The sequence below is a fragment of the Saccharothrix syringae genome (genome assembly GCF_009498035.1).
GTDB lineage: Bacteria > Actinomycetota > Actinomycetes > Mycobacteriales > Pseudonocardiaceae > Actinosynnema > Actinosynnema syringae.
Genome location: NZ_CP034550.1, coordinates 9,523,562 through 9,536,045 on the forward strand (window position 1 = coordinate 9,523,562; position 12,484 = coordinate 9,536,045).

General features: G+C 73.6%; 12 protein-coding genes. 8 read left to right on the top strand and 4 right to left on the bottom strand.

The window, feature by feature from the left end:
• Positions 1-43 precede the first annotated feature (43 nt).
• Both EKG83_RS40000 and aceB read right to left on the bottom strand, forming a co-directional pair.
• The gene (locus tag EKG83_RS40000) at positions 44-1,243 is read right to left on the bottom strand and encodes a DUF6986 family protein (protein WP_033431473.1); all 1,200 of its coding nucleotides are present in this window, start codon (positions 1,241-1,243) and stop codon (positions 44-46) included.
• 1 nt (position 1,244) lies between these two features.
• Positions 1,245-2,777: a malate synthase A gene (gene aceB, locus EKG83_RS40005; RefSeq protein ID WP_033431474.1), complete on the bottom strand. Its 1,533-nt coding sequence runs from the start codon at positions 2,775-2,777 to the stop codon at positions 1,245-1,247.
• A gap of 84 nt (positions 2,778-2,861) precedes the next feature.
• Between aceB and EKG83_RS40010 the strand changes: the two genes are divergently transcribed.
• Both EKG83_RS40010 and EKG83_RS40015 read left to right on the top strand, forming a co-directional pair.
• Entirely contained in the window at positions 2,862-3,617 is a 756-nt protein-coding gene (locus tag EKG83_RS40010) for an IclR family transcriptional regulator (RefSeq protein WP_033431610.1), read from the top strand.
• A 59-nt stretch (positions 3,618-3,676) separates the two neighbouring features.
• Entirely contained in the window at positions 3,677-4,219 is a 543-nt protein-coding gene (locus tag EKG83_RS40015; RefSeq protein ID WP_033431475.1) for a flavodoxin family protein, read from the top strand.
• A 146-nt stretch (positions 4,220-4,365) separates the two neighbouring features.
• Here EKG83_RS40015 and ftsY read toward each other — a convergent pair whose 3' ends face one another.
• The gene (ftsY, locus tag EKG83_RS40020) at positions 4,366-5,769 is read right to left on the bottom strand and encodes a signal recognition particle-docking protein FtsY (protein WP_033431476.1); all 1,404 of its coding nucleotides are present in this window, start codon (positions 5,767-5,769) and stop codon (positions 4,366-4,368) included.
• Positions 5,770-5,885: 116 nt separating this feature from the next.
• On the opposite strand from ftsY, the gene EKG83_RS40025 reads away from it, so the two are divergent.
• Both EKG83_RS40025 and EKG83_RS40030 read left to right on the top strand, forming a co-directional pair.
• Positions 5,886-7,025: an anhydro-N-acetylmuramic acid kinase gene (locus tag EKG83_RS40025; protein ID WP_033431477.1), complete on the top strand. Its 1,140-nt coding sequence runs from the start codon at positions 5,886-5,888 to the stop codon at positions 7,023-7,025.
• Positions 7,012-8,556, top strand: coding sequence for a sodium:solute symporter (locus EKG83_RS40030; RefSeq protein WP_033431611.1), 1,545 nt, complete (start codon positions 7,012-7,014; stop codon positions 8,554-8,556). The genes EKG83_RS40025 and EKG83_RS40030 overlap by 14 nt, the downstream gene beginning before the upstream one ends.
• Here the strand turns inward: EKG83_RS40030 and EKG83_RS40035 are convergent.
• Entirely contained in the window at positions 8,532-9,467 is a 936-nt protein-coding gene (locus tag EKG83_RS40035; protein WP_051765945.1) for a GNAT family N-acetyltransferase, read from the bottom strand. The two genes, EKG83_RS40030 and EKG83_RS40035, sit on opposite strands and share 25 nt — an antisense overlap.
• A 51-nt stretch (positions 9,468-9,518) precedes the next feature.
• Here EKG83_RS40035 and EKG83_RS40040 point away from each other — a divergent pair, with 51 nt between their 5' ends.
• Genes EKG83_RS40040 through EKG83_RS40055 form a run of 4 tightly spaced genes read left to right on the top strand, consistent with a single transcriptional unit; the run spans position 9,519 to position 12,378 of the window.
• Positions 9,519-10,094: a maleylpyruvate isomerase N-terminal domain-containing protein gene (locus tag EKG83_RS40040; RefSeq protein ID WP_033431478.1), complete on the top strand. Its 576-nt coding sequence runs from the start codon at positions 9,519-9,521 to the stop codon at positions 10,092-10,094.
• Between the two features lie 10 nt (positions 10,095-10,104).
• The gene (locus tag EKG83_RS40045) at positions 10,105-11,274 is read left to right on the top strand and encodes a cytochrome P450 (protein ID WP_033431479.1); all 1,170 of its coding nucleotides are present in this window, start codon (positions 10,105-10,107) and stop codon (positions 11,272-11,274) included.
• A gap of 45 nt (positions 11,275-11,319) precedes the next feature.
• Positions 11,320-11,661, top strand: a complete 342-nt coding sequence (locus tag EKG83_RS40050) for a hypothetical protein (protein WP_033431613.1) — start codon at positions 11,320-11,322, stop codon at positions 11,659-11,661.
• 15 nt (positions 11,662-11,676) lie between these two features.
• Entirely contained in the window at positions 11,677-12,378 is a 702-nt protein-coding gene (locus EKG83_RS40055) for a lysophospholipid acyltransferase family protein (RefSeq protein ID WP_033431480.1), read from the top strand.
• Positions 12,379-12,484: the final 106 nt, after the last annotated feature.

Consider the following 12,484-nt stretch of genomic DNA (forward strand, 5'->3'; position numbering starts at 1 on the left):
CGATGACCGCTCGCGCGCGGGTCGGCCCGATGAGAACCCAGGATCACCCCATCCGGCGACGGGCCGGTGCCCGGCGGGACAGCGCCAGCAGGCCGTCGACGTCGAGACCGGTGGCCCGGCGGACCTCGTCGGCGTCGAGCGCGCCGCAGTCCAGGGCCCGCAGGAAGGACGACGACAGGGCCTGGGCGGTGGCGGGTTCGTCCAGCACGGCGCCGCCGGCGCGCTCGACGTACGCCCGCAGCCGCGCCGCGTCGGCCTCCACCCCCTCCAGGTGGAACGCGTGCACGGCCGCGTACCTGGTCACGAGCTGCGCCGGGTGCAGGTCCCAGCCCTGGTAGAAGCCGTGTGCCAACGACCGCCGGACCAGGCCGTAGTGGGTGCGCCACGCCTCTTCGACCCGGTCGCCGACCGGCAGCGCGTTGGTCGAGCCGTCGGACAGCTCGACGCCCGTGCCCGCCGCGGAGACCTGCATGACGTGGCGCGCGAAGTCGCACGCGCCGTGCGCCAGGTGCTGGTGCGCCGCGCCCAGGCCGCAGCCCGCCGTGTAGTCGTAGGTGCCGAAGTGCAGGCCGCTGACCCGGCCCCGGCCCGCCTCGATGAACCGCGGCAGGGCCAGCCTGCCCTCGGGGTCCACCACCGACCGCGTCGTCTCGACCTGGACCTCGAAGCGCAGCGGCAGCCCGAACAGGTCCAGCACCTCGCCGAACACCTCGACCTGCGCCACCGAGGTGACCTTGGGGAAGGTGATCACCAGCCCCTCGGGCGCGCCGCCGAGCGCGGTGAGGAACACGTCCAGGGTGCGGATGCCGCGCTCGCGCAGGGCGGCGGTGTCGAACGACTTGATCCGGAGCCCGAAGCGCGCCGGCGCGGTGCCCGCCGCCAGCCAGTCCCGCAGCACCAGCGCGGTGCGCTCGGCGTCGGCGTCCTCCTCGTCGTCGGCGCGGGTGCCGTAGCCGTCCTCGAAGTCGACCCGCAGGTCCTCCACCGGTTCGGCGGCCAGCTTGGCCCGCACCCGCGCCGGCACCCCCTCCGGCACGCCGAGCAGGCCCACCAGGTCGGGGTGCGCGTCGAGCGCCGCGAGCGCGCCCCCGCCCCAGTCGCGCACGGTCGAGGCGGTGACCCGGTCGGCGGGGACGTAGCAGGTGTGCACGGGCTGGCGGCCGACCGGCCACCGCGTCACCGCGTCGGCCAGCCGCGCGGTGAGCGCCCGCACCGCCGCCGGGTCCAGGGAGGTGCGGGGCACGTCAGGCGATCCGCTCGTAGGCGGGCAGGGTCAGGAAGTCGACGAAGTCGTCGGACAGCGCAACCCGCTCGAACAGCTCCACCGCGGTGCCCACGTGCTCGCCCGCCAGGCCCCGCCGCACTTCGGCCAGCACGGTGCGCACCAGCTCGGCGGTGACCGGCGTGCCGTCGTCGAGCACCACGTCGTTGTGCACCCACTGCCAAAGCTGGGAGCGGGAGATCTCGGCGGTGGCGGCGTCCTCCATCAGGTTGTGGATGGCCGCCGCGCCGTTGCCGCCCAGCCACGACATCAGGTAGCGCACGCCGACGTCCACGGCGGACTCCAGGCCGGCGCGGGTCGCGGCGCCCCCGGCCGAGGAGAACGCGAGCAGCTGGTCGGCGGTCACGGACACCTCGGGCCGCAGCACGTCGAGCTGGTTGGGCCGGTCGCCCAGCCGGGCGTCGAAGACCTCGCGGCACACGGGCACCAGGTCGGGGTGCGCGACCCAGGAGCCGTCGAACCCGTCGCCCGCCTCCCGGGACTTGTCCGCGCGCACCTTCTCCAGCGCCCGCGCGGTGACCTCCGGGTCGCGGCGGTTCGGGATGAACGCGGCCATGCCGCCGATGGCGAACGCGCCGCGCTTGTGGCAGGTGCGCACCAGCAGTTCGGTGTAGGCGCGCATGAACGGCGCGGTCATGGTGATGCTGTTGCGGTCGGGCAGCACGGCGTCCGGGCCGGCGTCGCGGAAGTACTTGATGATGCTGAACAGGTAGTCCCAGCGGCCCGCGTTCAGGCCGGAGGCGTGGTCGCGCAGTTCGTGGAGGATCTCCTCCATCTCGAACGCGGCGGGGATGGTCTCGATGAGCACGGTGGCGCGGATCGTGCCGTGCGGGACGCCGAGCCGTTCCTGGGCGGCGGTGAACACGTCGTTCCAGAGCCGGGCTTCGAGGTGGCCCTCCATCTTGGGCAGGTAGTAGTACGGGCGGCCGAGCGCCGCGTTGTGGAAGAAGTGCAGGCCGAAGTCGACCAGGGCGCCGACGGCGGGCCTGCCGTCGACCTCCAGGTGCCGCTCGGGCAGGTGCCAGCCGCGCGGCCGGACCACGATCGCGGGCCGGTGCACGTCGTCGCGCAGGGCGTAGTGCCTGCCCTCGGGCGAGGTGAACGCGATGGTGCCGCGGGCGGCGTCGTAGAGGTTGACCTGGCCGGAGACGACGTTGTGCCAGTGCGGCGTGTTGGCGTCCTCCAGGTCGGCCAGCCACACCCGCGCGCCGGAGTTGAGCGCGTTGACGGTCATCTTGCGCTCGGTCGGGCCGGTGATCTCCACGCGGCGGTCGCGCAGCGGCTCCGGCGCCTCCGCGACGCGCCAGTCGCCCTCGCGCACGTGCCGGGTCTCGTCGAGGAAGCCGAGCGGGCGGCGCTCCCGGCGGCGGGCCAGCAGCTCGTCGCGGGTGGCGGCGAAGTCGCGGTGCAGGCCGGCCACGAACTCCAGCGCGTCGGGGGTGAGGACCTCGTCGCCTCGCTCCACCTCACCGCCGAGGACGCGAACACCGGACATGGGGGTCCACCTCGATTCAACTCGGTTTCTACTTCGCGGACTATAGTTTTCGCCAGGCGGAACGGCAATCAAGGAGTGGTGTCCGTGGCCCGGGAGTCCAGCGGCGGCGTCCAGTCGCTGCAACGCGCCTTCGACCTGCTGGAACGGCTGGCCGACGCGGGCGGCGAGGCGAGCCTGTCCGAGCTGGCGGCCGCGTCCGGGCTGCCGCTGCCGACGATCCACCGGCTGATCCGCACCCTGGTCGGGCTGGGGTACGTGCGGCAGAACAGCAACCGGCGCTACACCCTCGGCTCGCGGCTCATCCGGCTCGGCGAGACCGCGTCGCGGCAGTTCGGCACGTGGGCGCGGCCGTTCCTGGCGCGGCTGGTGGACCGGGTCGGCGAGACCGCGAACCTGGCCGTGCTGGACGGCGACGAGGTGGTGTACGTGGCGCAGGTGCCGTCGCGGCACTCGATGCGGATGTTCACCGAGGTGGGCCGCCGGGTGCTGCCGCACGGCACGGGCGTGGGCAAGGCGATGCTCGCGCAGCTGCCCCGGGACGAGGCGCGGGCGCTGCTGGGGCGGACCGGCCTGCCCGCGTACACGCCGAACACGATCACCGACGCGGAGGAGCTGCTGGCGTCGCTGGACCGGGTCGTCGAGCAGGGCTACGCGCTGGACGAGAGCGAGCAGGAGCTGGGCGTGCGGTGCGTGGCGGTGCCGCTGCGCGGCGGGCCGGCGCCGGCGGCGGTGTCGGTGTCCGGGCCGGACAGCCGGCTGACCCAGGAGGCGGTGGCGCGCATGCTGCCCGACGTGCTGGCGGTCGCCGAGGAGCTGTCCCTCCAGGCGGGACGCGCTTGACGGAGCTCCGCCACGGGAGTTACATGCACGTACATGCACACAACTCTCGGGGGATTTCGATGAGTGAGCGCAAGTTCCTGTTCGTGCTGGGCAGCGCCCGTCGTGACGGCAACACCGAGCGGCTCGCGCGGTTGGCCGCCGAGCAGCTGGGCGACGACGTCGAGCAGCGGTGGCTGTGGCTGGGGGACGTGCCGCAGGAGCCGTTCCGCGACCTCCGGTACCCGGAGGAGGTCGAGCGGCACCCGCGGGGCACCGAGAAGCTGCTGCTCGACGCCACGCTGGAGGCGACGGACATCGTGATCGCCTCGCCGACCTACTGGTACAGCGTGTCCTCGTCCACCAAGCGCTACCTGGACAACTGGTCGAACTGGGAGCGCGTGCCCGGCTTCATGGACGCGATGGCGACCAAGCGCCTGTGGGCGATCACCGCGCTGGCCGATGAGCCGGAGCAGGCCGCCGCCCTGCTGGACATGCTCCGCCGCGGCGCGCGCTACCTGAAGATGACCTGGTCGGGCGCCCTCGTCGGCGTCGGCAACCGCCCCGGCGACGTCCTCAACGACACCACCGCCCTGGCCGAAGCCAAAACCTTCTTCACCCCCTGACCCCGCGAGTCGAACCTCCAGCACCCTCGTGTCGAACCGTCAGGACCCCCGAATTCCACATTCGCGTCGACCTGGTCGCGCGTGAACGTGGAACTCGGGGGTCTTGGAGGTTCGACACGAGGGGTCTGGGGGTTCGACTCGCGGGGCTAGTCCAGGAGGGCGTCCACGAAGGCCCTCGGTTCGAAGGGGGCCAGGTGGTCGGCGCCCTCGCCCAGGCCGACCAGCTTGACCGGGACGCCCAGCTCGCGCTGCACCTGGAAGACGATGCCGCCCTTGGCGGTGCCGTCCAGCTTGGTCAGCACGATGCCGGTCACGTCGACGACCTCGGCGAACACCCGCGCCTGGGTGAGGCCGTTCTGGCCGGTGGTGGCGTCGAGCACCAGCAGCACCTCGTCCACCGCCGCCTGCTTCTCCACCACCCGCTTGACCTTGCCCAGCTCGTCCATCAGCCCGGTCTTGGTGTGCAGGCGGCCCGCGGTGTCCACGAGCACGGTGTCCACGCCCGCCTCGACGCCCCGCTTGACCGCCTCGAACGCCACCGAGGCCGGGTCCGCGCCCTCGGCGCCGCGCACGGTCGACGCGCCCACGCGCGAACCCCACGTCTCCAACTGGTCGGCCGCGGCGGCGCGGAAGGTGTCCGCGGCGCCCAGCAGCACGGTCCGCCCGTCCGCCACCAGCACGCGCGCCAGCTTGCCGGTCGTCGTGGTCTTGCCGACGCCGTTCACGCCGACCACCAGCACCACGGCGGGCTTGCCCGAGTGCGGCAGCGCGTGGACCGAGCGGTCCATCTCCGGGTGCAGGACGCCCACCAGCACGTCGCGCAGCAGCGCCCGCGCGTCGTCGGACGTCCGCACGCCCCGCGCGGCGATCTGCGCGCGCAGCGCGCCCACCACCTGGTCGGTGACGGCCGCGCCGAGGTCGGCCATGAGCAGCGTGTCCTCGACGTCGGTCCACGAGTCCTCGTCCAGGTCGCCCGCGCCGAGCAGGCCGAGCAGGCCCTGGCCGAACGTGGACCGCGACCGCGACAGCCGCCCGCGCAGCCGCTCCAGCCGGCCCTCGGTGGGCTCGATCTCGTCGATCTCGGACGCCTGCTCGGGCAGGTCGACCTCGACGAACCCGCGCTTGACCGAGTCGCGCGGCACGGCCGCGTCGTCGCCGACGCCCGGCTGGCCGTCGACCTCGGTGCGGTCGGCCACCGGGTGCTCGACGGGCTCCGGCGGCGCGGTCGACACCGGCGGCGCGACGGGCTCCGGCGCGACGGGTTCGGGCGCGACGGGCTCCGGGGGCGTGACCGGCTTGGCCGGTGAGGCGCCCGAAGCCGGCCCGGGGCGCTCCACGACCTCGGGTTCGGGTCGCTCGACCACCGGCGGCGCGGTGGGCGCGTTGAACGTGATCGCGCCACCCGCCCGGTAGCCCTTGGCGGGCTTGTCCGGCTCGGGCTCGGTGAGGCTGATGCGCCGACGCCGGGACAGCACGACGCCCGTCACCAGGGCGACCACGAGCAGTGCCGCGACGACGACGATGATCCAGATCAGGGTCGTGGTGGTCACCGGCCAATCCTCGCACGCCCCGCCGATGTCGCTGATCGACCGGGAACCGGGGCATCCGGCAACTCCCCCACCAACGCCCTTGCGCGCCCGTGCGGCTGTGCAATAGACCACAGGATGTGAGGGTGATCGGACTGATCTCCGGCACGTCGATGGACGCCGTCGACGTGGCCGTGGCCGAACTGGCCCTGGACGGCCCCACCGTCCACCTGGAACCGGTCGAGCACGCCGAGCACCCGTTCCCGGACCACCTGCGCGAACCCCCCACCAGCGCCGCGGACCTGTGCGCGCTCGACACCGGCCTGGGGCAGCTGTTCGCCGACGTGGCCCGGCAGTACCGGGGCGACCTGGTCGCCACGCTGGGCCAGACCGTGCACCACCGGGTCGAGGGCGGCCGCTGCCTGGGCACCCTCCAACTGGGCCAACCCGCGTGGATAGCCGAAGCCACCGGCCTGCCCGTGGTGTCCGACCTGCGGGCGCGCGACGTCGCCGCGGGCGGGCACGGCGCCCCGCTGGCGAGCACCCTGGACGCGCTGTGGCTGGCCGGGTTCGACGGCCCGGCGACCGCGCTGAACCTGGGCGGGATCGCCAACGTCACCAAGGTCTCGCCCGGAGGTGTGGTGATCGCCTACGACACCGGGCCCGGCAACGCGCTGATGGACGTGGCGATGACCGTGCTGACCGGCGGGCGCCGCACCCGGGACACCGATGGCGAGTTCGCCCGGCGCGGGCGCGTGGACCCCGACCTGCTCGACCGCCTGCTCGCCGACCCGTACTACGCGCTGCCCGCGCCCAAGTCCACCGGCAAGGAGCACTTCAACCGCGCCTACCTGGACCGGGTCACCGAGGGCAGGACGATCCGGGCCGAGGACTTCCTGGCCACCCTCACCGAGCTGACCGCGCTCACCGTGGCCGCCGAGTGCGAGGGCACCGTCATCGGCTCGGGCGGCGGGATGCGCAACCCGGTGCTGGTGGAGTCGCTGCGGCGGCGCGTCGACCTGCGCGCCAGCGACGAGTTCGGCCTGCCCGCCGAGGCCAAGGAGGCGTACCTCGCCGCCCTGCTCGGCTTCCTGACGTGGCACGGCCTGCCGGCCAACGTGCCGTCCGCCACCGGCGCCGCCGGACCGCGGCCGCTCGGGTCGATCACCCCCGGCCGCTACCCGCTGCGCCTGCCCGACCCCGCGATCACCGCAGTTCGCGGGCTGGAGATCGGCCGCCACCAGCGGCTCTGGGATGGAGGACCCCGTGCGCGCACTTGACGTCGGCATCATCGGGCTGTTCCTGGTCGGCATGCCGCTGCTGGGGGTGTGGATCGCCGGCAGGCAGCGGTCGGCCGCGGACTACTTCGTCAGCGAGCGCCGCATCCCGTGGTGGGTGGTGTGCGTGTCGGTGGTGTCGGCGGAGACGTCGACGCTGACCGTGCTGAGCGTGCCGACCGTCGGCTACCTGGGCACGATGACGTTCCTGTCGCTGGCGATCGGCTACCTGATCGGGCGCGTGGTGGTCTCGTTCGTGCTGCTGCCCAAGTACGTCGCGGGCGAGCTGGTCACCGCCTACGGCTACCTGGGCGAGCGGTTCGGGCCGGGCGTGCAGGGCACCGCCTCGGTGACCTTCCTGGTGACCCGGCTGCTGGCCGACGGCCTGCGGCTGTTCGCCACCGCCATCCCGGTCAAGGTGGTGCTCGCCGCGTACGGCGTGGACGCCTCGTACTGGGCGATCGTGGCGGTGCTGGGCGCGGCGATGGTGGTCTACAGCTTCCTCGGCGGCGTGCGGGCCGTGGTGTGGGTCGACGCCATCCAGATGCTCTGGTACGTCGTCGGCGCGGCCGCGGTGATCGCGGTGCTGGGCGGCCGGCTGCCCGACGGCTGGTTCTCCGCCGCCGCGGACGCGGGCAAGTTCCAGGTCCTCGACTTCGGCGCCAACCCCCTCACCTCGCCCTACGCCGTGGTCACCGCGTTCGTCGGCGGCGCGGTGCTGTCCATGGCCTCGCACGGCGCGGACCAGCTGATCGTGCAGCGGCTGATGGCCACCAGGGACGTCCGCGCGGCGCAGAAGGCGCTGATCACCAGCGGCGTGGTGGTGTTCCTGCAGTTCGCGCTGTTCCTGCTGATCGGCGTGATGCTGTGGGCGTTCTACCGGGCCGCCGCGCCGGTCAAGGACCTCGGCCTGAACAACAACGACGAGCTGTTCGCGCACTTCATCGTCAACGAGCTGCCGTCCGGGCTGTCCGGCTTCGTGATCGCGGGCATCCTCGCGGCCGCGCTGTCGTCGTCGCTGGGCGCGCTGGCGTCCTCGACGGTGACCGACGTGGTGCAGCGCGTGCGGCGGCGCCCGATGAGCGAGGAGGAGGTGTTCCGGCACGGCCGCGCGTGGACCGTGGTGTGGGCGGGCCTGCTGGTCGCGTTCGCCGGGCTGTTCGCGACGCTGACCCGGCGCGGCAACCCGATCGTCGAGCAGGGCCTGTCGATCTCGGGGTTCACCTACGGCGCGCTGCTGGGCGCGTTCCTGCTCGGGCTGCTGTTCCGGCGGGCCAGGCAGGTCGACGCGGTCGTGGCGTTCGCGGTGACCGTGGCGGTGATGGCGTTCGTGATCCTCGGCGTCAAGTTCGTCGGGCCCGACGCGCGCCTGGCGATCGACTTCGCGGCGGCGGCGCCTGCCAACAAGGTCGTCTCGCTCGCCTACCCCTGGTACACGCCGCTGGGTGTGCTGATCACGCTGGTCGTGGGCGGGTTGCTGTCGTTGCGGCACCGGGCGGACGAGCCGGTTCAGGCCGCCCTGCCGACGCGGTAGGCCACCAGCTCCAGGTGCAGCCGGAAGCCCAGGCGCTCGAACAGGCGCTGGGACGACCGGTTGCCCGCCAGGATCGCGGCGGCGGCCTGGGGGCGGGCCCCGGCCCGCTCGGCCAGCTTCCACACCAGCTCGGTCACCAGGGCCGCGCCCACGCCGTTGCCGCGCACGTCCGGCTCCACCGCGACGAAGTCGACGTAGTACTCGCCCGGATCGGCTTTGCCCGACGCGTAGCCGAGCACCCGGTCCCCGTCCATGGCCACGACGACGGTGTAACCCTTGCGGCCGTCGACCAGGGTGCGGCCGGAGAGGTGGGTGCGGGGGAAGCACCGGTCGTGCAGCACCCGCACGGCCTCGTGCACGGCCGGGTCGGTCGGCAGCACGCGCATCTCCCGGGCCGGGCCGGTGCGCGGGCAGCTCGCCTCGCGCAGCAGCAGGTTGCGCAGCCCGTCGCCGGCCAGCGTGTGGATGCCGCACGGTCGCGCGGCGGAGAAGCCGTGCCGCTCGGCGAACGCGGCGAGCCGCCGGTGCCCGGTGTGGCCGAGCAACTCGCGGTCCGCCACGTCACCGAACAGCGGCAGCGCGGCGGCGTAGAGCGCGTCGGCGGTCTGGTCCCAGATCCGGCTGCCCGCCGGGTGGTTCACCGGCACGTCCACGAACGGGCCGTGCAGGAACGCGCGGCGCAGCTCGGCGTCGACCTCGACGCTGAGCGCGCCGCACACCCGGCCCGAGTCGTCGGTGGCGACCACGGTGCAGGAGGGCCAGTCGGGCTCGAACTCGGCCAGCTCCTCGGCCACGTCGCCCAACGTCTCGCCGAGGTAGCCGATGTGGTGGGCGTCGTCGGCCTGCAACCGCAGGATGAGGGCGGTCACGGCGTCCAGGTCGGCGTGGGCGGCGGGACGGATGTCGTACATGTCTGAGATGGTCGCTCGCGCACCTGACGAACGCGAGGGAGTTTTCTGGTCGTGGACGCGAAGGACGTGACGGAGGTCGCCGCGCACTGCTCGGCGTTCCTGGACGGGGTGGTCGAGGCGGACTGGGCGGCGGTCGTGCCCGGCCTGGGCTGGTCCGCGGCGGGGACGGTGGCGCACGTCTGCGACTGCCTCCTCTGGTACTCGACCGACCTGGCGGCGGGGCCGGTGGAGCTGCGCTCGGTGGAGGTGGGGGTGCGGGCCGACAGCCCGCCCGCGGACCTGGTGCGGACGCTGGAGGCGGCCGCCTCCGTGCTCGCGTCGGTGGTGGCGACCGTGCCGGAGGGCGCGCGCGGGTGGCACCCGTGGGGCGTGGCGGACGCGGCCGGGTTCGCCGCGATGGCCTGCGACGAGATGCTGGTGCACACCCACGACGCCGGGCGCGGGCTGGGCGTGGCGTTCGAGCCGCCCGCCGAGTACGCCGCGAAGGTGCTGGCGCGGCTGTTCCCCGAGGCGCCGACCGACCGCGACCCGGTGGAGACCCTGCTGTGGGCCAACGGCCGGGTCCCGCTGGGCGAGCTGCCCGTGCGCACCGACTGGCGCTGGCACGGCGCGCCCCCGGGCTCCTAGCGTCGGTGGCATGACGGACGACGTCCTGGACATCCCCTTCCCCGACGCCTTCTCCTTCGACCCCTCCCCCACCTGGGCGCGGCTGCGCGAGCAGGCGCCCGCGGTGCGGGTGCGCACCCTCGCGGGCGCGCTGGTGTGGCTGGTGACCCGCTACGAGGACGTGAAGCTGGTGCTGGCCGACCCGCGGTTCTCGCGCGCGGCCGTGGTGGCGGAGGGCGCGCCGCGGGTGGGGGTGTCCAGGCCGCTGCCCGGCACCCTGCCGACCACCGACCCGCCCGAGCACACCCGGCTGCGCAAGCTGGTGTCCGGCGCGTTCTCGCACCGGCGGGTCGAGGCGACCAGGCCGTGGGTGCGGCGGCTGTGCGAGGAGCTGGCCGACGACGTGGTGGACGGCGCGGACCTGCGGCGGGTGTTCGCGCTGCCGCTGCCGATCCAGGTGATCTGCACGCTGCTCGGCGTGCCGTACGAGGACCGCGAGCGCTTCCGCGACTGGGTGGAGCTGTCCTACAGCCTGGAGGTGTCGCAGCGGCCGCGGGTCGAGGCCGCCATGGCGAGCCTGAAGGAGTACATGGGCGCACTGGTGGCGGGGAAGCGGGCGGCGGGGCGGTCGGACGACGTGCTCGACGAGCTGTGCGCCACCCCGCTGACCCACGACGAGCTGGTCGCGTTCGCGCTGAACCTGCTGGTCGCCGGGCACGAGACGTCGGCCAACCAGATCACCAGCTTCGTGGCCACCCTGCTGCGCGACCGGCGGCACTGGGAGCGGCTGGTGGCCGAGCCTGGGCTGGTGCCGAGCGCGGTCGAGGAGCTGATGCGGTTCACGCGGCTCAGCGAGGTCGGGCAGCTGCGGGTGGCGCTGGAGGACGTGGAGGTCGCGGGCGTGGTGGTGCGCGCGGGCGAGGGCGTCATGGCGTCGATCGGCTCGGCCAACCGCGACCCGCGGGCGTTCCCCGCGCCGGACGAGCTGGACCTGGGCCGCGCGCCCAACCAGCACCTGGCGCTCGGCACCGGCCCGCACTTCTGCCTGGGCGCGCAACTGGCGCGCGTCGAGCTGCAGGAGGCGCTGGGCGTGCTGCTGCGGCGGTTCCCGGACCTGCGGCCGGCGCGGCCGGTGGAGGAGCTGGCGTGGCGGCGGGTGCTGGTGAGCGGGCTCGCCGAGTTGCCGATCGCGCTGGGATGAGGGACAGGTGTTGCCGGTGGGGTGGCGTTGGGGAACCCTGGGAGGGTGAGTGAGGAAACGATCCAACTGGAGCTCAACGACAGCGGGGTGGCGGTAGACCTCCCGATGCCCGCCAACCAGCGTGACAAGGTGCAGGACGTTCCTTATCGGCCGGTCGAGTTCCGGGACGACGACCTGCCCAGCGCGCTGGAGCGCGCGGCGACCTGGTTGCGGCAGACGCAGGACTGGCTCGGCGAGGCCGTCGACGTCATCGCGGTCCACCTGGACTACGACGACACGAAGGGCTCGCCGTACTACAACCTGAAGTTGCTGTGCAACGAGGAGGACCTGGCGGGCGCGCCCAAGGTCGTCCGCGAGCGCGACAGCAGCGGGACTACTGACCAGTAACGTACGCTGGGTTCCATGCCTGATCGCGTGTACCCGCCGGTGATCGCCGCGTGCAAGCTCATGTTCCGCGTGCTCGACCTGCGCATCGCCAGGGAGGGCACCGAGCACGTGCCGACCACCGGCGGGGCCGTCCTGGCCGCCAACCACGTGTCCTACCTGGACTTCATCTTCGCGGGCTTCGGTGCCCTGCCCGCCCGGCGGCTGGTGCGGTTCATGGCCAAGCACGAGGTGTTCGAGCACCGCGTGTCGGGGCCCCTGATGCGTGGCATGCACCACATCCCGGTCGACCGGCAGGCCGGGCAGGCGTCCTACCAGCAGGCGCTGTCCGCGCTGCGGGCGGGCGAGGTCGTCGGGATCTTCCCCGAGGCGACGATCAGCCGGTCGTTCACGGTCAAGGAGGTCAAGAGCGGCGCGGTGCGGCTGGCCGCCGAGGCGGGCGTGCCGCTGCTGCCGACCGCGCTGTGGGGCACGCAGCGGCTGTGGACCAAGGGGCGGCCCAAGAGCCTGACCCAGCGGCACGTGCCGGTGACGATCGTCGTGGGCGAGCCGATCGAGCCGACCACGGACGACGCGCTGCGCAAGCGGATGCAGGAGCTGCTGGACGAGGCGCAGCAGCGGTACCCGGAGTCGGGTGAGGGGCAGTGGTGGCAGCCCGCGCACCTGGGCGGGACGGCGCCGACGCCGGAGGAGGCCGCGCGGCTGGACGCGCGCCGGTAGGCCGTTCGAGTGGTCCCGCGCCCGGTCGGTTGAGATCCGGGGGCGCCCCTCCGTTGACGCGTCCGAGGGAGTTCCTGGTCCTCGCCTGCCCGTAACAGGGCGGGCA